The following is a 20,655-nucleotide window of genomic DNA, read 5'->3' on the forward strand; positions in this document are numbered from 1 at the left end:
CGGCGGGGGCGTCAGCGGTGGGCGACCGCCTGCCGCCCGGCGCCCAGCAGGGCCAGCTGCCACAGCAGCCGGGACCGCGGGTCGGTGGTGGTGCGCCCGGTGACCGCCTCGATCCGCCGCAGCCGGTGCATGACGGTGTTGCGGTGGCAGAACAGCGCCTCGGCCGCCCGGGTCGGTGAGCCGTCGGCGGCCAGGAACGCGGCCAGGGTGTCGAGCAGCACCGACCGCTCCTCGTCGGGCAGCTCCAGCAGGCCGCCCAGCGAGCGCGCCACCAGGCGGGAACTGATCTCCGGGGAGTTGGTGAGCAGCGCCTCCGGCAGCCGCTCGTCGATCGTCACCACCCGGGGCTCGCCGGCCGGGAGCGTGCGGGCCGCGGTCTCGGCCATCCGGTACGCCGCCGCGACGGCGGCCACCCCCTCCACCACGTCGGACACGCCGACCGGCCCGCCGGCCAGCGCCGCCAGCCAGCCGAGGACCTGGTCCGGCCGCCGGGCCCCGAGCACCACGACGCCGACCTGCGCCCCGGAGCGGGCCCCCCAGACCGAGCGCACCCCGCGCCGCAGCAGCGCCGGGCCGGGGTCGGCGAGGGTCGGCTCGCCCGCCGGGTCGGGCAGGGCCACCACCGTGAGCAGGCGCCCCTCCAGGGGGACCCCGAGCAGCTCGGCGGCCACCCGCTCGAACGCCGGGTCCCCGCCCCGCCCGTCCAGCAGCCCGTCGAGGACCCGCTGGCGGGCGGCGTCGTCGGCCTCCGCGCGGCGCAACTGCTCCTCCCGGTACCCCTCGGCCACCGCCGCGCACTCGGCGTCGTTGGTCCGCCAGACCGAGCCGGCGACCTCGAGCAGGAGCACGTCGCCGGGCGGGGAGACCTCCAGCAGCGCCTCCCAGGTGACCTGCCCGCCCAGCCGGTAGGCGCGCAGCACCGACTCCAGCGGCACGCCCTGGGCGGCGCGGCGCCGGCCCACCTGCCGGGCCTCGCGCTGCATCGTCCGGGGGTCGCCCGCGGCCGCGCCGACGAGGCTGCGGATCCCCCGCTCGAGGCCGGCACGGGCCGAGCAGCGCAGCTCACCGGCGTCGCGGTCGGACAGCCGCCGGTACGCCGGGTCGCTGGTGTGGAGGACGTCGACCACGCGCGCGGTCATGTCGTCGAGCCGGTCGAGGAGCCGCGGGGCGAGCTCACCCAGCCGGGCGGAGACCTCGTCCCGGAACGGCTGCATCCCACCTCCTCGCGCGTGCCCCTCGTCGCACCCAGCACAACACGTCCCGCCCATCGGTGTGCGGTGCGCCCATTGTGACGGTTGCCACCGGCACGCAGGCTCTCGGGGACGTAGCCGTGACCCGATCGTCGCCCGCCGGCCCCCGGCCGGCCGGGCGGCTCCCCGACCCCAGAGGAGCCGTGGGCCCTGTGGCGCAGCCGCCATCGACCGCCGGCAGCACACCCGACCAGGACCGACCGCCCACCCACCGGCTCGAGATGACCGGCATCAGCGTCTCCTTCGGAGGCGTCACCGCTCTCTCCGACGTGTCGCTGACCGTGGAGCCCGGGCAGGTCCACGGGCTCATCGGGCCCAACGGCGCCGGGAAGACGACGCTGTTCAACGTGGCCTGCGGCCTGGTCCGCCCCACCCAGGGCCGGATCGTCTGGCGCGGCGAGGAGCTGCGCCGGCTCAAGCCCAAGCAGCTCACCCGGCTGGGCATCTCCCGCACCCTGCAGGGCGTGGGCCTCTTCCGCGGCCTGACCGTGCTCGAGAACGTCATGGTGGGGGCGCACCGGCACGCCAAGGCCGGCTTCTTCTCCGCGCTGTTCGCCGTCCCGACGGCGGACCGCGACGAGGCCCGGCTGCGCGCCCGGGCCCTGGCCGCCCTGGACGAGCTCGACGCGACCGCCTACGCGGGCCGCTACCCCGACTCGCTGCCCTACCCGGTGCAGAAGCGGGTGGCGCTGGCCCGGGCGCTGGTCGTGGAGCCGGAGCTGCTGCTGCTCGACGAGCCGGCCAGCGGTCTGTCCGAGGACGAGATGCACGACCTCGGCGACCTCATCCGGGCGCTGTCGGGCCGGATGAGCGTGCTGCTGGTCGAGCACCACATGGACCTGGTGATGCGCGTCTGCGACCGGATCACCGTCCTGGACTCCGGCGAGCAGATCGCCGCCGGCACCCCGGCCGAGGTGCAGGCCGACCCGGCCGTCACCGAGGCCTACCTGGGTGACGAGGTCGAGGTCGGCGCGGGCGCCGACGGGCGGGAGGGCTGACGTGGCCGACCAGCAGCAGGTGCCCCCCGGCGCGGGCAGCACGGCCGCCGGCGCCGCCCGCGGGGCGGCCGGTGGGGCCGCGGTCGCCGCGCCCGTCCTGGAGGTCACCGACCTCTCCGCCTCCTACGGCCCGGTCCGGGCCCTGGACGGCGTCTCGCTGCGGGCCGAGGCCGGCCGGATCACCGCCGTCCTCGGGGCCAACGGCGCTGGGAAGACGACGCTGCTGCGCACCATCAGCGGGCTGGTGCGCAGCACCGGCGGGCGGGTCCACCTCATGGGCGAGGACATCACCCGCGCCCCGGTCGAGGCCATGGTGCAGAAGGGCATGGCGCACGTGCCCGAGGGGCGCGGCGTGATCGCCGAGCTGACCGTCGAGGAGAACCTGCGCGTGGGCGCGCTGTTCCGCGGCAAGGTCGGCCGGGAGGAGTTCGACCGGGTCTACGACCTGTTCCCGCGGATCGCCGAGCGCCGGGACAACCACGCGCACACCCTCTCCGGCGGTGAGCGCCAGATGCTGGTCATCGGCCGCGCCCTGCTCGCCCGCCCGCGCCTCCTGCTGCTCGACGAGCCCTCCCTCGGCCTCGCGCCGCGGATCGTCGCGCAGATCTTCGGGCTGCTCCGCCAGCTGGTCGACGAGGAGGGCCTGTCGGTGCTGCTCGTCGAGCAGAACGCCCGCAGCGCCCTGTCGGTGGCCGACATCGGCGTCGTCCTCAACCTGGGCCGCGTCGTCGTCACCGACTCCGCCCGGACCCTGATGGCCGACGAGGAGCTGCGGCACGCCTACCTCGGCTTCTGACGCCCCCACCGGACCAGCGCCCTCGCCCGACCAGCCTGGAAGGCATCCCGCACCGTGCAGCAGTTCGTCAACGTGACCCTCACCGGGCTGATCTCGGGGTCGGTCTACGCCGCCTTCGCCCTCGCCCTGGTGCTGATCTGGCGGTCCACCCGGATCGTCAACTTCGCCCAGGGCTCGATGGCCGCGGCCACCAGCTTCATCGCCCTCGCGCTCATCCAGAGCGGCTGGTCCTACTGGCTCGCCCTGGTCGTGGCCCTGGTCTCCGGGTTCGTCCTCGGTGCGGTCGTGGAGCGGGTGGTGATCCGGCCCGTGGAGGGCGGGCCCGAGCTCAACGCCGTCATCGTGACGCTCGGCCTGTTCATCGCCTTCCAGGCCCTCATCGCCATCGTGTACGGCTCCTCGTTCGAGTCGTTCCCGGCGCCCTTCGGCCTGCGCGGCTTCAGCATCGGCGACACCACGATCGCGCTGACCCCCAACAGCCTGTACGTGCTGGGCGCCGTCGTCGTCACCATGGTCGGCCTCATCGCCCTGTTCCGGTTCACCCGCGTCGGCCTGGCGATGCGCGCGTCGGCGTTCGGGCAGGAGGTCGCCCGGCTGCTCGGGGTGCGGGTCGGCCGGATGCTCACCCTCGGGTGGGCCCTGGCCGCCGTGGTGGGCTCGCTGTCCGGGCTGCTCATCGCCGGCGGCGGCCTGGTCTGGCCGGCCTACATGGACGCGCTCATCGTCTTCGGCTTCGTCGCCGCGGTGCTCGGCGGCCTCGACTCGCCCGTCGGCGCGGTCGTCGGCGGCCTCTCCATCGGCCTCGCGCTGGCCTACGTCAGCGCCTACATCGACCCCGCCCTGGTCAACCTGGCCGCCCTCGTGATCCTCATGGTGGTGCTCCTGGTCCGACCCGGCGGCCTGTTCGCCAGCAGCACGGCACGGAGGGCCTGACCCGCGATGAGCCAGCCCCAGGACACCACCGCCACCTCGTCCGGCGAGATGAGCTCCGAGTCGCCGACCGAGTCGACCGCCGCCGCGAACGCACCGTCGGCCGGCGCCAGCACGGGCCGCTCCCTGCTGCCCTCGAACACGCTCCTGCGGCACCTGCTCGTGCTCCTGCTGTGCGCGGTCGTCGCCGTCGTGCTGCTCGAGTCGACCGACCAGTTCACCAACAGCCAGCTGGCCCAGCTCTCCTACTACGCCATCGCGGCCGGCGGGCTGACCGTGCTCACCGGCCTCAACGGGCAGATCTCGCTCGGCCACGGGGCCCTCATGGCGGTCGGCGCCTACACGACCGCCCTGTTCCTGGAGGCCGAGGAGCCGCTGCCGCTCCCGGTCGTCCTGCTCGTCGCGGTGCTCCTCACCACCCTCGTCGGGGCCCTGGTGGGCGTGGCCGCGGCCCGCCTGCACGGCCCCTACCTGGCCGGCGCCACGCTCGCCCTCGCCGTCGGCCTCCCCGGCCTCGCGCTCTACTTCCGGGAGTGGCTCGGCGGCGAGCAGGGCCTGCGGGTGCGGGCGCCGCGCGCCCCCGAGGCGTTCGACGGCTTCATCGGCTTCGTCTCGGGCAACCCCGCCTCGAACACCAAGTGGCTGGCCTACCTCGGCGCGATCTGCCTGCTGATCACCTTCTTCCTGCTGGCCAACCTGGCCCGCAGCCGGGTGGGCCGCACCTGGCGGGCGGTCCGCGACCAGGAGGTGGCCGCCGAGCTGGCCGGCATCGACCTCGGCGCCTGGCGGGTCCTGGCCTTCGTGGTGAGCGCGGCCTGCGCCGGCCTGGGCGGCGCCGTGCTGGCCCTGGTGGTGCGGCTGGCGGCGCCCAGCGGGTTCACCCTGGTGCTCTCCCTGGCCCTGCTCACCGCGATCGTCATCGGCGGCCTCGGCAGCCTGTTCGGCGCGCTGCTGGGCTCGGCCCTGCTGGTGTTCCTGCCGCCGTTCGTCACCGACCTCGGCGCCGACCTGGGCCTGAACAACACCGAGGCGGCCCAGCTGGCCCCGTTCGTCTACGGCGTCGTGCTGGTGGTCGTCATGATCTTCGCGCCCGCGGGCGTGGTCGGCTCCGTCCGCCTGCGCTGGCGCACCTGGCGCGCCCGCCGGGCCGCCTCCGCGGCCGGCCGGGCCTGACGCCGCCCCCGCACCCACCCACAGACCCCCGGCAGCACGTCCGGGACAGAGAGAAGGAGATCCGTTGACCAGATCGTCCCGGCGCCTCACCCGGATCCTGGCCACGGCCACCGTCGCTTCCACCCTCGCCGCCTGCGGCGGCGGGGACGGTGGCAGCGGCGGTGGCGGCGGCGGCGAGAACGAGGCCTCCGACATCGGCATCACCGAGGACAGCATCAAGATCGGCGCCCACTACCCGCTGACGGGTGTGGCCGCCCCCGGCTACAGCGAGATCCCCACCGGTGTGCAGGCGTACTTCGACTGCCTGAACCAGGAGGGCGGGATCAACGGGCGGGAGATCGAGTACATCTACCGGGACGACGCCTACAACCCCACCAACACCAGCGCGGTGGTCAACCAGCTCGTCCTCGAGGACGAGGTCTTCGCGATCATGGGTGGGCTCGGGACCCCGACGCACAGCGCCGTCCTGGAGTTCCTCAACGCCGAGGGCGTGCCCGACCTGTTCGTCGCCTCCGGCTCGCGGCTGTGGGGCGAGAACCCCGAGGACTACCCGTACACGTTCGGCTGGCAGACCGACTACGAGTCCGAGGGCAAGATCATCGGGCAGTACATCGCGGAGAACTTCCCCGACGCCCGGGTCGGCCTGTTCCTGCAGGACGACGACTTCGGCGAGGACGGCGAGCGCGGCATCCGGGAGTACATCGACGACCAGATCGTCGCCGCCGAGCGCTACGTGCCGGGCAACACCGACGTCGGCCCGCAGATCGCCGCGCTGCAGGCCGCCGGCGCGGACTTCGTCGTCGGCTTCAACGTGCCCAGCTACACCGCGCTCTCGCAGCTGGTGGCACTGCGCCTGGGCTACCAGCCGCAGTGGTTCTACTCGAACGTCGGCTCGGACCCGGCGCTGGTCGGCTCGCTGCTGCAGAACTTCTCGCAGGGTGCGGTCAGCGACGCCAGCCTGCTCGACGGCGCGCTGACCACCGAGTACCTGCCCGGCGTGGACGCCCCCGACAACGCGTGGGTGCAGGAGTTCCAGCGGATCTGGGACGAGTGCGGCGGTGAGGGCGAGCTGACCAACTACCGCATCTACGGCATGGCGCAGGCCTTCACGACGGCCCAGGCGCTGCAGGCGGCCGGGCAGAACCCGACCCGCGACGGCCTGGTCGAGGCCATCGAGACCGCCGGCAGCGAGTGGGAGGGCCCGACCTTCGCCCCGTTCCGCTACTCCGAGGACAGCCACATGGGCACCAGCGGCATGCAGGTCAGCCGGATCACCGGCACGACCGCCGAGGAGCAGACGCCGGTGCTGGTGACCGACCTCGGGAACGCCGAGATCGAGGAGTTCGACGGCGAGCAGGCCCCGCCGCCGGCCAACGCGATCCCGGACGTCGAGTCGGTCGTGGACTAGAAGGACCCCGTCCTCCTCACCCCTCGCACGCTCGGGGTGAGCCTCGGGACGGGGCCACGCTGCCCCCCACGCCTCACCCCTCGCACGCTCGGGGTGAGCCTCGGGACGGGGCCACGCTGCCCCCCACGCCTCGCACGCTCGGCGCGGGACCCTGCAGCGGGGCCGCATCCGCCACTCGTGGGGTCGCGGTGAGGCACAGCACCACCCGGCGGGCCGCCGGTCCCCTCGCGGGACCGGCGGCCCGTCGCCGTTTCGCACCCGGATCACTTAACCGGCTAAGTGTGTGGCGGCCCGCCCGACGGGTAGGAGCGCGCGCGGTGTGCGCGCTGGGCGCCCCGGTCGGGAGGAGCAGGCATGGTGCGTGCGGCACGGACGGTCCGGCGGGCGGTCGTGACGGGTGGGGCCGGGTTCCTGGGCTCGCACCTGTGCGAGCAGCTGCTCGCCCGCGACGTCGAGGTGGTGTGCCTCGACAACTTCCTGACCGGCTCCCCGCAGAACGTCGTCCACCTGGTGGAGCACCCCGGCTTCCGGCTGGTCCGCTGCGACGTCACCGACTTCGTGCACGTGCCCGGCCCGGTCGACCTCGTCCTGCACTTCGCCTCCCCGGCCAGCCCGCTGGACTACCTGCGCATGCCGATCGAGACCCTCAAGGTGGGCAGCCTCGGCACGCTGCACACCCTGGGCCTGGCCCGCGAGAAGGGCGCCCGCTACGTGCTGGCCTCGACCTCCGAGGTCTACGGCGACCCCCTGCGGCACCCGCAGGACGAGGAGTACTGGGGCAACGTGAACCCGGTCGGCCCGCGCGGGGTCTACGACGAGGCCAAGCGGTTCAGCGAGGCCCTGACCACCGCCTACCGCACCTCCAAGGGCACCGACACCGGCATCGTGCGCATCTTCAACACCTACGGCCCGCGCATGCGTGCCGACGACGGCCGGGCCATCCCCGCCTTCGTCGGCCAGGCCCTGGAGGGGCGACCGCTGACCGTCGCCGGCGACGGCTCCCAGACCCGCTCGATCTGCTACGTCGACGACACCGTGCGCGGCATCCTCGCCATGGCCTTCTCCACCGAGGCCGGGCCGGTCAACATCGGCAACCCCGACGAGCTGTCGATGCTGCGCCTGGCGCAGTGGATCGTGGAGCTGACCGGGTCCACCTCGGAGATCGGCTTCGTCGACCTCCCGGTCGACGACCCCAAGGTCCGGCGTCCCGACACCACGCGCGCCGAGCGGCTGCTCGGCTGGCGCCCCACCGTGCCCTCCGAGGAGGGCCTGCGGCGGACGGTCGACTGGTTCGCCGGCCGGCTGCAGGCGGCCGCCGCCCAGGCCGGCTGAGCACCCGGCGCGGCGCCGGCCGGTCGATCTAGGCTGGGGGCGGCGGTTCCAGGGGGTCGCCGGGCACGCACCGTGGGCAACGAGGGGGGAACGCCGTGGGCCGCCACGCCGACACCAGCGCGCGACGGGGGACGGCGCTGGCGGTCCCACCGCTGGCGATCGCCGCGGTCGTCGCCGTGGTCGTGCTCGCCGCCGCCGGGGTGACCTGGTGGGCGGTGGGCTCCGGCGGGTGCGACGACCCCGCGCAGGTCCGGGTCGCGGTGGCCCCCGAGATGGCGCCGGTCGCCCAGGAGGTCCTCGGCGGCGGGCTCGGCGAGGACGTGTGCGCCGAGGCCGTCGTGACCGCGCAGGAGCCGGTGTCGACCGTCGGGGAGCTGGGCACGCTGGAGCCGTCGGCCCTGCCGCACGTGTGGGTGCCGGACTCCTCGCTGTGGCTGGCCCGCGCCCAGGACGAGCAGCTGGAGGCCGGCGACCCGGTGGCGGTCTCCCCGGTCGTGCTGGCCACGAGCAGCACCGCCGTCGACGCCCTCGGCTGGTCCGACGCCCCGCCCGGCTGGGGCGCGGCGCTGGCCGCCGAGCAGCGGCTGGCCGTCCCCGACCTCGCCACGTCCGCGGAGGGCCTGGCCGCGCTCGGCGCGGTGCGCACCGCGCTCGGCGGGGACGCCGACGCCGACAACGCCGTGGTGCAGGCCGTGCTGGCCGCCGAGCGGGCCGGCGGGGTGTCGGTGGACGACGCCCTGGCAGCCGGCAGCGACGGCGCCTCCGATGCACCGCTGGTCCCGGTCTCCGAGCAGACCGTCTACAGCACCAACCAGGAGGTCTCCGGCACCGCGCTCACGGCCGTCTACCCCGCCGAGGGCTCGCCCTACCTGGACTACCCGGTGGTCCGGGTCGGTGCCGCCGGGGAGGTGGACCCGGTGGCGGTCGACGCGGTGGTCGGCGCGCTGACCTCCGAGGCCGCGGTCACCGCCGCGCGCCAGGCCGGCTTCCGCGGGCCGGACGGCGCCGCCCCGCCGGACGCCGGGGAGCCGCTGGGCATCCGCGCCGAGGCGCCCGAGCGGCTGGAGCTGGACCCCGCCGCGGTGCAGGCGCTGCTCGGCCGGCTCTCCAGCCTCGTGGCGCCGTCCCGGATCCTGACGGTCTTCGACGTCTCCACCTCGATGGAGGCCCCCGCCGGCGACGGGACGCGGGCCACGCTCGCCCGTGACGCCGCCCGCAGCACGCTGTCGCTGGTGCCGGACGGCTACGCGCTCGGGCTGTGGTTCTTCGCCGCCGAGGTGCAGGACGACCAGGACTGGACCGAGGTCGTGCCCACCCGGGAGCTCGGGGCCTCGGTCGACGGCGGCACGCAGCGGCAGGCGCTCGACGAGGCGCTGACCACCATCCCGTCGCGGCTGACCCCCGGGGGGACGGGCCTCTACGACACGACGCTCGCCGCGGTGCGGGCGGCGCGGTCGGACTACGACCCGACGGCGGTCAACAGCGTGCTGGTGGTCACCGACGGGACGAACGAGGACGCCAACGGCGTCTCGCTCGACGAGCTGCTGTCGACGCTGGAGAGCGAGGCCGACCCCGAGCGGCCGGTCAAGGTGATCGGGGTGGCGCTCGGCCCGGACGCCGACCAGGAGGCCCTCCAGCAGATCGCCGACGTCACCGGCGGCGCCGCCTACTCGGCGGTCGACCCGGCCGACCTGCAGACCGTGCTCTTCGACGCCCTCCGCCAGCGGGACTGACGGTCCGCGCCCGGGCGCGGGCCGCCCCGCCCGGCCAGGTGGGCGCCCGTCCCCGCCCGTGCACCTCGTGCCCCGGGACCTACGTCTGTGAGTGCCACGGCACTCACAGACGTAGGTCGCTCGGGGGACATCCGGGGGCGGCGGGTCAGGGCGGCGGGTCCGGGCGCGCGGACGCTCAGCGGGCGGCGAGCAGGCCGTCCAGGGCGGCGGTGACCTCCTCGGCGGTGATCCGGGCCAGCGCCGGGTCGAGCTCGGCCCCCCACGGGTCGCCGGTGCCGTCGCCGGTGCCATCGCCGTGCCAGAGCACCACGTGCTGCGGCCGCGGCGGCGGGCCCCACAGCGCGGGCGGCACCGGGCCGAACAGCACCACCGACGGGCGGCGGTAGGCGGTGGCCAGGTGCGCGGTGCCGGTGTCCCCGCTGACCACCACGCGGGCCCCGGCGACCACCGCGGCCAGCTCCAGGGTCGTCGTCCGGCCGGCGAGGACGGCGTCCTCCCCCAGCCCGGCCCCGCGCGCCACCGACCGGGCCAGCTCCACCTCCGCCGGGCCGCCGGTCACGCGGACGTCGAGGCCGCGGGCCGCGAGGTGCCGGGCGACCGCGGCGAACCGCGCGGCCGGCCAGCGCCGCGCCGGGAAGGCGGCGCCGGGGTGCACGACCGCCACCCCGGCCGGCGCGGGCGACGGCACCGGCGGGACGGCGAGGTCGAGGGCGTCCGGGTCGGCCGGGACGCCCAGCCCCTCGGCGACCAGCCGGCACCAGCGGCGCACCTCGTGCTCGTCGGGGTACCAGGCCGGCCCGGGGTAGCCGGGGCTGCCGAAGGTGAGCAGCCGGCCGGGGTGCAGGTCGGCCACGACCACGTGCGAGGCCGGGCCCTTGCCGTGCAGGTCCACGGCGAGCTCGGGCGGCGGCCGGTCCCAGTCCAGCGGCTCGAGCTCGCGGGCCGGCAGCACCTCGTCGACGGCGTCGACGAGCCCGGCCAGCGGTGCGAGCGCCGCCGTCGTCGCCAGCACCAGCCGGTGGTCGGGCACCGCCGCCCGCACCGCGCGGATCGCCGGCACCCCGGTCAGCAGGTCCCCGAGCCCGAGCGGGCGCAGCACCAGGGCGGTTGCGCTCACACCTTCGAGCGCTCGACCAGGGCCGTCGTGGAGTGCCCGTCGAGGTAGGGCAGCACCACCGCCTGGCCGCCCCAGCCGCGCAGCACGGCGGCCTCGGGCAGGTCGGCGCCGGCGTAGTCGCCGCCCTTGGCCCAGACGTCCGGCCGCAGCCGCTCCAGCACCTGCGTCGGGGTGTCCTCGTCGAAGACCACGACCGCGTCCACGCACTCCAGCGCCTCGAGCACCCGGGCGCGGTCGGCCGCGGTCACCAGCGGCCGGGTGGGGCCCTTGAGCCGGCGTACGGAGTCGTCGGAGTTGATGCACACCACCAGGCAGTCGCCCAGGCCGCGGGCGGCGCGCAGGGTGGCCACGTGCCCGGCGTGCAGCAGGTCGAAGCAGCCCCCCGTCGCCACCACGGTGCCGCCGGCGTCCCGGACCCGCGCGAGGACGCCGTCCACGCCTGCCCCGGCCACCGGGCCCGCCGCCGGCGCCGCGGCGTCCCACGCCGACGCGCCGCCACGGGCGACGAACGCGCCCGCCGCCGCGACGGCCGCCGCCACCGCCTCCCCGGTCACCGCGCCGTCGGCGAGGGCCAGCGCGGCCGCCGCGGCGAAGGAGTCCCCGGCGCCGCACGGGTCGCCTCCCGTGACCGGCACCGCGGGCACGACCATCGGCGCGCCCTCCCCGTAGGAGAGCAGCGCGCCCCGGGCGCCCAGGGTCACCGCGACCGCGCCCACGCCCCAGTGCCGGATCAGCGCCTCGGCGCGGGCACCCACCGCCGCCAGCCCGTCCCCGCCGGCCGCCACCCCGGCCGCGGCCGCCACCCGGGCGGCCTCGGCGCCGTTGGGGGTGACCAGCCGGGCCTGCGGCACCGGGTCGGCGCCCCGCGGGTGGGGGTCCCAGACCACCGGCCCGCCCGCCCCGGCCAGCGCGGCCCGGACGTCCCGGGCCGCCGTCGTGCCGCGCCCGTAGTCGGCGACGAGCACCGCCGCCGCCGACCGGACCACCGCGGCGGCCTCGGCGGGCAGCGGGCCGAGGGCGGCCACCGGGTCGCCGGAGTCGATGCGCACCACCGAGTGGTCACCGACGCGGACCCGCCGCTTGACCGCGGTGCCACCGCCGGCGGGGACGCCCACCAGCCGCACCCGGCCGGCCAGCAGCGCGCGCAGCCGCTCGGCCCCCTCGTCGTCGGCCAGCGGCGTGACCAGCACGACCTCGCGCCCGGTGGACGCCGCGGCGACCACCGCGGCCAGCGCCGCCCCGCCGGGCCGCTCGCGGGTCTCCACGTCCTCCACGACCGGCACCGGGGCGTCCGGGGTGAGCCGGGAGGCGGTGCCGACCAGGTCCACGTCGAGCAGCGCGTCGCCGACGACGACGAGGGGGCCGCCGCCCGCCCGCGCGCTCACCGGGCCACCCGGATCCGGCTCTCGGGCACCCGCGCCGGCTCGGCGAGGACCGCGGCGTCGAAGGCCGCGCAGACCAGGTGGAGGGCGACCAGGTGGCACTCCTGCACGGTCGCCGTCCACGGGGAGTCGATGCACACCGCCTCGTCGGCCTCCGCGGCCAGCGGGTTGGGCGCCGGCCCGGTGAGCGCCAGCACGGTGATGCCGCACTCGCGGGCCCGCCGGGCGGCGGCCACCGCGTTGGGGCTGCGGCCCGAGGTGGACAGCAGGACCAGGACGTCGCCGGGCCGGCCGTGCGCCTCCACCTGGCGGGCGAACAGCTCGTCGGCGGGGTAGTCGTTGGCGATCGCGGTCAGCGACGAGGTCTCCGCGGTCAGGCACACCGCGGCGAACGGCGGCCGGTCGGCGCGGTAGCGGCCCACCAGCTCGGCGGTCAGGTGCTGGGCCTGCGCGGCGCTGCCGCCGTTGCCCGCCGCCAGCAGCCGGCCGCGGGACTCCCCGCACAGGACGTCGGCCAGCTGCCGGCCCCAGCGGTCGAGGGCGTCGAGCTGCCCGGAGAGCGAGCCCAGCGCCGCCGACAGCGAGGCGACGTGGTCGGCGCCGGTGAGGTGGGTGCACGAGTCCGGGGACACGACCTCGGTCGCGGCACGGGGCGCGGCGCTCATCGGGCTACCTCCACGGGGCGGCGGCGGGCGAGGACCTGCCGGTAGACGGTCTCGGTGTCGGCGACCACGCGCGACCACCGGTAGCGGGAACGGGCGCGCCGGACGCCGGCGGCGCCGTAGGCGGCCCGGCGGTCGTCGTCGGCGAGCAGGGCGGCCAGCACGGCACCGAGCCGGTCCGGGTCGCGCGGGGGGACCAGGTCGCCGGTCACGCCGTCGACGACCGTGTCCTGCAGGCCGCCGACGGCGGTGGCGACCACCGGCCGGCCGCAGGCCATCGCCTCGAGCGGGGTGATGCCGAACGGCTCGTACCAGGGCACGGCCAGGACGACGTCGGCCGAGCGGACCCACGCCGGGACGTCGGCGCGGGCCACCGCCCCGGTGAGCACCAGCCGGTCGGCCACCCCCGCCTCGGCGGCCACGGCCCGCAGCCGGCGCACCTCGGGGTCGGTGCCCAGCCGCGCGGCCGGGGGGCCGCCGATAACGACCAGCTCGGCGTCCGGGACGGCGGCCAGCGCGCGGACCGCGTCGTCCTGCCCCTTGCGCTCGACCAGCCGGCCGAGGACCAGCAGCCGCGGGCGCCCGCCGCGGGGCGCCACCGGGCCGCGCGGGGTGAACACCGACGTGTCGACGCCGCAGGGGACGATCGAGGCGCGGTCGCGGGCCAGGCCCAGCCGGCGCAGCTCGAACACCTCGTCGGTGCAGGTGGCCACCACGTGGGTGACGTCGCGGCACAGCCCCCGCTCGAGGTCGATGCGATGCGGCGGGGAGGTGTCGGCCGCGCCCTGGTGCCGGCGCTTGACCGAGCCGAGGGCGTGGAAGGTCTGCACCACCGGCACCCCGCCCGCCCCCGCGTGCCCGGCGGCGGCGACCGAGGCCAGGCCGCTCATCCAGAAGTGCGCGTGCACGAGGTCGGGCGGGTCGGCGGCCCAGCTGCGCCGCAGCTCGGCGGCGAACCGGTGCATGTGGGGCAGCAGCTCGTCCTTGGGCAGCACCCGGTCCGGGCCGGCCGCGACGTGCACGACGTCGTAGCCGTCGGGCGCGGTCACCCGCTCCGGCTGGTCGGGCGACTCCCGGCGGGTGTGCACGACGACCTCGTGCCCGCGCCGGGCGAGGCCGGCGGCCAGGGCCGCGACGTGCACGTTCTGCCCGCCGGCGTCCACCCCGCCGATGGCGGCGAGCGGGCTGGCGTGCTCGCTGACGAGGTCGACCCTCACCGGACCACCTCCTCGAGCAGGCCCTCCCAGTCGGCGAGGAACCGGCCCAGGCCGTAGCGCTCCAGCGCGGTGGCCCGCGCCGCCTTGCCGGCCAGCCGGGCGGCGTCCTCGTCGTGCAGGAAGGTCCGGACGGCCTCCCACAGCCGCTCGGGCCGGGTGGAGAGCACGCCGGCCTCGGGCGGCACCGCCTCGACGGCCTCGGTGGTGGCCAGGGCGACCACCGGCATCCCCAGGTGCATGGCCTCCAGCAGGGAGAGCCCCAGCGAGGTCCAGCGGACCGGGTGGACGTAGACGCGGCGGCGGGCCAGCTCGGCGTGCATCACCGCCTGCGGGGGGTCGTCGTGGAGGGTGACCCGCGCCGGGTCCAGCCCGTGCCGCTCGTGCAGCCCGGCCAGGCCCATCCCGAAGACGTCGACCGGCGCGACCGCGGCCAGGCCCGGCAGCAGGTCGGCGCCGACGGTGCGGCCGCGGCGGACCGGCTCGTTGGTGACGACGGCGGCGTGCGGCAGCTCCCCGGTCCAGCGCTCCCCCGGGTCGACGATGCCGTGCTCCACCACCGCCGTGGGCGCGCGCCCGTTGTCGTAGAAGAGCCGGTTGAAGTGGGTGACGTGCACGAGCGGGACGTCGTCCCGGTCGGCCATCGGGTGGCGCGTGTGCGGGACCGGCGCGGCACCCTCCTCCAGCCCCGGCGCGTTGTGCTCGAGGAAGACCGCGGGCAGGTCCCGGCCGGGCTCGCGGCCGAGCCACTCCCGCACCAGCTCGAGGTCGCGCACCCGCTGCAGGACGACCACGTCGACGTCCTCGCCGCGCAGCTGCTGCGGGGTCACCTCGCGGACCGAGGCCGGCCAGTCCCAGGTCCGGGCGCGGCCCAGCCCGTCGGGCCCCCGGTCGGGGGTCACCGGGACCAGGTACTCGTGCCGCCCCTGGACGAACGCCGTCGTCCAGGAGCCGTGCACGTGCCAGACGAGGACCTTCACGAGCTCACCACCTTGTCCACGGCAGCGACCACGTCGGCCGCGCTGACCGACGAGAGGCAGGGGTGGCCGGGCACGGGGCACTCCCGGGCCCGGGTCCCGCGGCACGGCGCGTCCTGGTCGCCGAGGAGGACGGTGGGGACGCCGTAGGGCGCCCACCGCGCGGCCGGGACGACCGGGGCGAACAGCGACACGACGGGCGTGCCGACGGCGGCGGCCAGGTGCGCCGGGCCGGTGTTGCCGACGACGACCGCGGCGGCGCCGTCGAGCAGCGCGGCCATCTGCGCCAGGCTCGTCCCGCCCCCGAGGTCGGTGCCGCGGGCGCCGGCGACGGCGGCGGTCAGCGCCCGCTCCCCCGGCCCGCCGGTGACCAGCACCCGGTACCCGGCGTCCGACAGGGCCACCACGGCCTCGGCGCAGCGCTGCGGCGGCCAGGCCCGCGCCGGCACGCTCGCGCCGGGGTGCAGGACGACGTACCCGGGCTCGTGCGCGACGGGCGGCAGCGGCCGGCGCACCGCCAGCCGGCCGTCGTCCCCCGCCGGCAGGTCGAACCCGGCGGCGCGGGCGAGGGACAGGGCGCGCTCGGGTTCGGGCAGGTCGTCGTCGGCCCGGTGGCGGACGTCGAGCAGCGACCCCGGGTAGTCGACGCTGGTGGCCGAGACGCGGGGGACGCCGGCCGCGCGGAGCAGCAGCGCCAGGGGCAGGGGCGACTGGTGGAAGGACGTGGAGAGGACCGCCTCGTCGGGGGCGAGGGCGCGCACCCGGTCGGTCAGCGCGGCGAGGTCGGCGGCGTCGACCGGCGGCGGGTCGCCGAGGATCCACGGGCAGGCCCAGGTCCAGACCTCGTCGACGCCGGGCAGCAGCGCCGCCGCCTCGGCGCCGGCCGGCCCGGCGAGGAACACGACCCGGTCCGCGCCCGCCGCGACGGCCCGGACCATGGGCCCCTGCACGAGCACGTCCCCGGCCGAGTCCAGCCGGGCGACGAGCACCGTGCGCGTCACCAGGCGCCCGCCAGGACGCCGTCGACCGCATCGGTCAGCGTGCCGGCGCGGCGCGGGGCCGCCGCCACCTCGGCCCGGCGGGTGACCGGGGTGGGCACCAGGACGCCGGAGGCGCCGGCCGCGGCCGCGGCCTCGACGTCGGCGCCGATGTCCCCGACGACCACGCAGCGGGCCGGGTCGACGCCGAGCTCGTCGCAGGCCGCCTTCACCATGCCGGGCGCGGGCTTGCGGCAGCCGCAGCCGTCGTCGTGGCCGTGCGGGCAGACCTGCACGGTGTCGAACGGGCCCAGCAGCTCGGCCAGCCGGGCCGTGCAGGCGTCCACCTGCTCGCGGGTGATCAGCCCCCGGGCGACCCCGGACTGGTTGCTCACCACGCCGACGCGCACCCCGCGGGCCCGCAGCCGGTCGAGCGCCTCCCGGGCGCCGTCCACCGGCCGGACCCACGCCGGGTCGCCGTTGTAGGGGAAGTCGTGCACGAGGGTGCCGTCGCGGTCGAAGAGCACCAGGTCGGGCAGGCCGCGCCAGCGGGTCACCCGGCGGTGGGTGACGACGCCGCGCAGCCAGTGCCAGGTGGCCAGCGGCGGGATGGCCGCGCTCGTGGCGAGCATGGTGGTGACCTCGTCGCGGGTGCGCGGGCCGGGCGCGATGCGGGCCCACGCGAACTCCGCCGTCCCGGCGGCCCAGGCCAGGCCGGCGGCCAGGGCCGCCCGGGGGCGCCCGCCGGCGGCCAGCGCGAGGGCGGCCGCCCCCGCGGCGCTGACCGCCAGGTGCCGCGGGCGCCGGCCGAGCGGGGCGTCGGCGCGGTCGCGCCAGCCGGGCCCGTGCAGGCGGCGCATCAGCACGTCGTCGGCGTTGCCGGCCTGGGTGCGCACGCTGATCCAGCGGTCGACCGGCCGCACCGGGTGGGTGATCCGGCGCCGCCCGCGCACCAGGCGGGCGCCGGTGCCCATGACCCGCAGCGCCAGGTCGGAGTCCTCGCGGAAGGCGCGGGGGAAGCGCTCGTCGAACCCGCCGACGGCGGCCAGGGCGCTGCGGCGGTAGGCGAGGTCGGCGGTGATCCACGAGCTGGTGGCCAGCCCGGCGGTGCCGCGCTCCCAGTCGGTGGGGCGGCGGTGCTCCGGCAGGGGGACCCGCACCCGGCCCTGGCTGCCGGCGACGTCGGGGGGCAGCCCCGCCAGGTCGTCGGCCAGCCGCTCGTACCAGTCGGGGTCGGGGACGACGTCGTCGTCGAGGAAGGCCACCCACTCGGTGCGCACGCTGCGCCACCCGAGGTTGCGGGCGCGGGCCGGCCCGCCGCCCCCGGTGCGCAGGACCCGCACCGGCGGGAGGCCGGCCCGCTCGGCCCGCAGGGGTGCGCCGGCGGGGCGGTCGTCGACGAGGACGAGCTCGACCGGACGGGGGCCGCGGCCCTGCGCCAGCGCGTCGAGGAGCGCGTCCAGCGACGGTCGGCCGACGGTCGGCACGACCACGGCGCAACGCGCGTTTCCCACCTGCACGGACGCGTCCCTGCCCGTCCGGCGCGGATCGAAACACTACGGGCTTGAAGTGTCCACCGGAGGGCGTGCGGTCGGCGCCCGGCGGCTGCGGGCGGCCGCGGAGACGCGGGCCAGCGCGTCGGTGACCGTGGCGGCGTCGTCCCCGAGGAGCGCGAGCAGGTGGGCCACCATCCCGTCGTGGGTGGGGGCGGCCTCGGCCACCTTGGCCCGGCCGGCGGGGGTCAGCCGGGCGTGCAGCAGCCGGCGGTCCCCGCCCGCGCTGCGCTCCCGGACGACGAGGCCGTCGCTCACCAGCCGGCCGACGGTGCTGGTCACCCCGGCCCGGGAGATCCCCAGGGCCTCGGCGAGCTCCCCCATCGTGGCCCGCTCGCCGGGGGACTCCACGATCCGCCGCAGCGCCTCGAAGCCGGTCAACGACAGGTCGTGCTCGCGGTGCAGGGCCGAGTCGACCCGCCGGGTGATCCGGTCGTGCACCTGGACGATGCGCAGCCAGGTCTCGGCCGGGCCGGGCGCGGCGCCGGGTACCTCGGCGGGGTCGCGCGGGACGCGGTCGTCGGCGCCCGCGTCGTCGTCCGGACCCGCCCCGCGCGGGTGGTCCGGCGCGAGGGCGTCCTGGCTCGGCACCCCACCATGGTTCCCGAGATCGCGCCCGGGCGCCCCCGGACCGGCGGACCCGCGCACGTCGCCGTGCCGTTCAGGCGCTGCCGGGCGGGCCGGCGGGCGGGCGGCGCCGGGCGCTGCGGACGGCCAGACCCGCTCCGGCCGCGAGCAGCAGCACCCCGGCGGTGAGCGGGACCCAGGCCAGCCCGCCCCCGACCAGCGGGGTGGCCCGGTCGGCCACCCGGAGGGCGACCTCGCCGGAGGCGTCGGACTCCTCGCCCACCAGCACGAGGACCGCCGGGCCGGGTGCGGCGGCGTCCGGGACGGGGACCGACACCGCGACGGCCCCGGCGGCGTCCGCGGTGGCCGAGGCCAGCACCGCGCCGCCGGGCCCGAGCACGCTGACCGTCTCGCCCGGCTCGAAGCCCGAGCCCCGCACGTCGACGGCGCCGCCGGGCAGCACCCGCGGCGAGGCGGCGCGCACGTCGGGCGCGTCGAGGGCCCCGGCCGGCGCGGCCCCGGCGGGGGGCGGCAGCTGCGGGGACGGCATCGGCGCGGGCTCGGCCCGCGGCGAGGGGACGACGACCGGCGGGGTGTCCACCGCGGCGCCCGGGACGCCGGCGGCCGCGGACGGCGGGCTGATCGCCGCGCAGTCCTCCTCGGCGGGCCGGGTGAAGCTGAAGCCCTCGAGCTCGTCGACGTAGGCGGTGCCCGAGCCGTCGAGGGCGGTGTACTCGAGGAAGGGGTCGATCGTCTCGCCCCAGGCCACCGGCCCGGTGGCGAGGACGACGACCGCGCCGGGGGTCAGCTCGGCGCCGTCCTCCCCCTCGGGCGCGCGCGTGGTGCCGAGGCGGACGGCGTAGGGGGCGGTGCCGGCCGTGACCTCGACGGCGACCCCGCCCGGGCGGCAGCTGGGGCCCTGGGTGACACGCGCGTCGGGGCGGGTGGGGTCGTCGACGGCGGCCGCGGGCCCGGCGGTGGCGAGGACGAGGCAGGCGAGGACGGCGGACAGGCCGAGGACGGACGCGGCGCCCCTGACGAGCCCCGGCCTGCTGGCGACCGGCACGTGCAACTTCCCCCTGGTGTGACCGCCCCGCCGGGCGTCCGTGCTGAGCGCGGGCGGACCCCCATGATGGACCGCGGGAGCGGCCCGCGGCCGCGGGTTACCGGCCAGTTGCGCGTGTCGCTGCGGCGTGTCGCGAGATCGTCGGCCGGGCCCCCGTCCGGGGCTGTGACGCAGGGCTCACTACGGTGGGCCGGTGGACTCAGCCGCCGGGACCGGACGACGCCGCCAGGACGAGGTCTACCGCGCCGGGGTGTACGGCCGGCGCCCGCGGGTGCCGACCGCCGCCCGGCGCCTGCAGCGGGCCGCGCGGCGCCGGCTGACCGCCCGGGCCTACGCCTACGTCGCCGGCGGGGCCGGCGAGGAGACGACCCAGCGGGCCAACCGGGCGGCGTTCGACCGCTGGGCCGTCGTCCCCCGGGTGCTGCGCGACGTCAGCAGCCGGGACACCTCGGTCGAGCTGTTCGGCCGCCGCCTCCCGGCACCGGTGCTGCTCGGCCCGGTCGGGGCGCTGGAGCTGGTGCACCGCGCGGCCGACCTCGCCGTCGCCCGCGCGGCCGCGGGCCTGGGCGTGCCGATGGTGTTCTCGAACCAGGCGTCGGTGCCGATGGAGACCTGCGCGGGGGTGATGGGGGACGCGCCGCGCTGGTCGCAGCTGTACTGGTCCACCTCCGACGAGCTGGTGGAGAGCCTCGTGGCCCGGGCCGAGGCGTGCGGGTGCGAGGCCCTCGTGGTCACCCTCGACACGACGATGCTCGGCTGGCGCCCCCGGGACCTCGACCTCGGCCACCTGCCTTTCGCGCTGGGCAAGGGCATCGCGCAGTACACCTCCGACCCGGTGTTCCGGCGGCTGGTCGAGGAGCGGGTCGCCGCGGCGGGGGACGCGGCACCGGCGCCGGTCGAGGCGGGCGACGCCGCCGCGCGGGACCGCCAGTCCCGACCCACCGTGGCCGCGGTGCGCGCCCTGGTCGGCATGGCGCGCGCCTGGCCCGGGCCCCTGCGGGAGAACCTGCGCTCCCCGCTGCCCCGGGCCGCGGTCGAGACGTTCCTGCGCATCTACTCGCGACCCTCGATCACCTGGGCCGACCTCGCCTGGCTGCGGGCCCGCACCCGCCTACCGATCGTGCTCAAGGGGGTGCTGCACCCCGACGACGCCCGCCGGGCCCTCGACGAGGGGGTCGACGGCGTGGTGGTGAGCACCCACGGCGGGCGGCAGGTGGACCGCTCGATCTCCGCGCTCGACGCGCTGCCCGACGTGGTCGCCGCGGTGGGCGACCGGGCGCCGGTGCTCCTCGACAGCGGGGTCCGCAGCGGGGCCGACGTGTTCACCGCCGTGGCCCTCGGCGCCCGCGCCGTGCTGCTGGGGCGCCCCTGGGTCTGGGGGCTGGGCCTGGCGGGCGAGGAGGGGGTGCGCCAGGTGGTCTCCGACGTGCTCGGCGAGTTCGACCTGACGCTGGGGCTGACGGGCCACACCGCGGTCGACCAGCTCTCCGCGGACGTGCTGCGCCGGGTCGGCTGACGAC

Annotated in this window: 18 protein-coding genes; 8 read left to right on the top strand and 10 right to left on the bottom strand. The window is 77.4% G+C overall.

Annotated features, from left to right (window positions below):
- Positions 1-11 precede the first annotated feature (11 nt).
- Positions 12-1,214, bottom strand: coding sequence for a PucR family transcriptional regulator (locus D0Z06_RS06785; RefSeq protein ID WP_117376591.1), 1,203 nt, complete (start codon positions 1,212-1,214; stop codon positions 12-14).
- A gap of 188 nt (positions 1,215-1,402) precedes the next feature.
- Here D0Z06_RS06785 and D0Z06_RS06790 point away from each other — a divergent pair, with 188 nt between their 5' ends.
- The 7 genes from D0Z06_RS06790 to D0Z06_RS06820 all read left to right on the top strand — a co-directional run bounded on the left by D0Z06_RS06790 (position 1,403) and on the right by D0Z06_RS06820 (position 9,620).
- The gene (locus tag D0Z06_RS06790) at positions 1,403-2,248 is read left to right on the top strand and encodes an ABC transporter ATP-binding protein (protein ID WP_233517502.1); all 846 of its coding nucleotides are present in this window, start codon (positions 1,403-1,405) and stop codon (positions 2,246-2,248) included.
- Position 2,249: 1 nt separating this feature from the next.
- A complete protein-coding gene (locus D0Z06_RS06795; protein ID WP_233517503.1) occupies positions 2,250-3,044 on the top strand; it encodes an ABC transporter ATP-binding protein in 795 nt (264 codons plus the stop codon).
- Between the two features lie 54 nt (positions 3,045-3,098).
- Positions 3,099-3,977 carry a branched-chain amino acid ABC transporter permease gene (locus D0Z06_RS06800; protein ID WP_117376593.1) on the top strand — a complete coding sequence of 293 codons (879 nt, stop codon included), beginning with the start codon at positions 3,099-3,101 and terminating at the stop codon, positions 3,975-3,977.
- 6 nt (positions 3,978-3,983) lie between these two features.
- Positions 3,984-5,147 (top strand): branched-chain amino acid ABC transporter permease, encoded by a 1,164-nt coding sequence (locus tag D0Z06_RS06805; RefSeq protein WP_199522171.1) that lies wholly within the window; start codon positions 3,984-3,986, stop codon positions 5,145-5,147.
- A 64-nt stretch (positions 5,148-5,211) separates the two neighbouring features.
- Positions 5,212-6,555 (top strand): ABC transporter substrate-binding protein, encoded by a 1,344-nt coding sequence (locus tag D0Z06_RS06810; RefSeq protein ID WP_233517504.1) that lies wholly within the window; start codon positions 5,212-5,214, stop codon positions 6,553-6,555.
- Between the two features lie 354 nt (positions 6,556-6,909).
- Positions 6,910-7,887 carry a UDP-glucuronic acid decarboxylase family protein gene (locus D0Z06_RS06815; RefSeq protein WP_117376594.1) on the top strand — a complete coding sequence of 326 codons (978 nt, stop codon included), beginning with the start codon at positions 6,910-6,912 and terminating at the stop codon, positions 7,885-7,887.
- 95 nt (positions 7,888-7,982) lie between these two features.
- Positions 7,983-9,620, top strand: a complete 1,638-nt coding sequence (locus tag D0Z06_RS06820) for a VWA domain-containing protein (RefSeq protein WP_117376595.1) — start codon at positions 7,983-7,985, stop codon at positions 9,618-9,620.
- A 175-nt stretch (positions 9,621-9,795) separates the two neighbouring features.
- Here the strand turns inward: D0Z06_RS06820 and D0Z06_RS06825 are convergent, their stop codons facing one another.
- From D0Z06_RS06825 to D0Z06_RS06865, 9 genes are all read right to left on the bottom strand, one after another.
- Positions 9,796-10,737: a glycosyltransferase family 9 protein gene (locus tag D0Z06_RS06825; protein ID WP_117376596.1), complete on the bottom strand. Its 942-nt coding sequence runs from the start codon at positions 10,735-10,737 to the stop codon at positions 9,796-9,798.
- A complete protein-coding gene (rfaE2, locus tag D0Z06_RS06830; RefSeq protein ID WP_117376597.1) occupies positions 10,734-12,122 on the bottom strand; it encodes a D-glycero-beta-D-manno-heptose 1-phosphate adenylyltransferase in 1,389 nt (462 codons plus the stop codon). Before rfaE2 ends, D0Z06_RS06825 begins: the two co-directional genes overlap by 4 nt.
- Positions 12,119-12,784 (bottom strand): D-sedoheptulose-7-phosphate isomerase, encoded by a 666-nt coding sequence (locus D0Z06_RS06835; protein ID WP_117376598.1) that lies wholly within the window; start codon positions 12,782-12,784, stop codon positions 12,119-12,121. The genes rfaE2 and D0Z06_RS06835 overlap by 4 nt, the downstream gene beginning before the upstream one ends.
- Positions 12,781-13,998, bottom strand: coding sequence for a glycosyltransferase (locus D0Z06_RS06840; RefSeq protein ID WP_117376599.1), 1,218 nt, complete (start codon positions 13,996-13,998; stop codon positions 12,781-12,783). Before D0Z06_RS06840 ends, D0Z06_RS06835 begins: the two co-directional genes overlap by 4 nt.
- Entirely contained in the window at positions 13,995-14,975 is a 981-nt protein-coding gene (locus tag D0Z06_RS06845) for a glycosyltransferase (RefSeq protein ID WP_117376600.1), read from the bottom strand. Before D0Z06_RS06845 ends, D0Z06_RS06840 begins: the two co-directional genes overlap by 4 nt.
- Complete coding sequence (locus D0Z06_RS06850; RefSeq protein ID WP_117376601.1) at positions 14,972-15,973, bottom strand: glycosyltransferase family 9 protein; 1,002 nt, start codon at positions 15,971-15,973, stop codon at positions 14,972-14,974. Before D0Z06_RS06850 ends, D0Z06_RS06845 begins: the two co-directional genes overlap by 4 nt.
- Positions 15,970-17,442 (bottom strand): HAD-IIIA family hydrolase, encoded by a 1,473-nt coding sequence (locus D0Z06_RS06855; protein ID WP_233517505.1) that lies wholly within the window; start codon positions 17,440-17,442, stop codon positions 15,970-15,972. The genes D0Z06_RS06850 and D0Z06_RS06855 overlap by 4 nt, the downstream gene beginning before the upstream one ends.
- A gap of 63 nt (positions 17,443-17,505) precedes the next feature.
- The gene (locus D0Z06_RS06860; protein ID WP_117376603.1) at positions 17,506-18,093 is read right to left on the bottom strand and encodes a MarR family winged helix-turn-helix transcriptional regulator; all 588 of its coding nucleotides are present in this window, start codon (positions 18,091-18,093) and stop codon (positions 17,506-17,508) included.
- 70 nt (positions 18,094-18,163) lie between these two features.
- Positions 18,164-19,135: a hypothetical protein gene (locus D0Z06_RS06865; protein ID WP_117376604.1), complete on the bottom strand. Its 972-nt coding sequence runs from the start codon at positions 19,133-19,135 to the stop codon at positions 18,164-18,166.
- Positions 19,136-19,328: 193 nt separating this feature from the next.
- Here D0Z06_RS06865 and D0Z06_RS06870 point away from each other — a divergent pair, with 193 nt between their 5' ends.
- The gene (locus D0Z06_RS06870; RefSeq protein ID WP_117376605.1) at positions 19,329-20,651 is read left to right on the top strand and encodes an alpha-hydroxy-acid oxidizing protein; all 1,323 of its coding nucleotides are present in this window, start codon (positions 19,329-19,331) and stop codon (positions 20,649-20,651) included.
- The last annotated feature ends 4 nt before the right edge of the window (positions 20,652-20,655 follow it).

This window comes from Geodermatophilus marinus, from assembly GCF_003428645.1.
Taxonomy (GTDB): domain Bacteria; phylum Actinomycetota; class Actinomycetes; order Mycobacteriales; family Geodermatophilaceae; genus Geodermatophilus.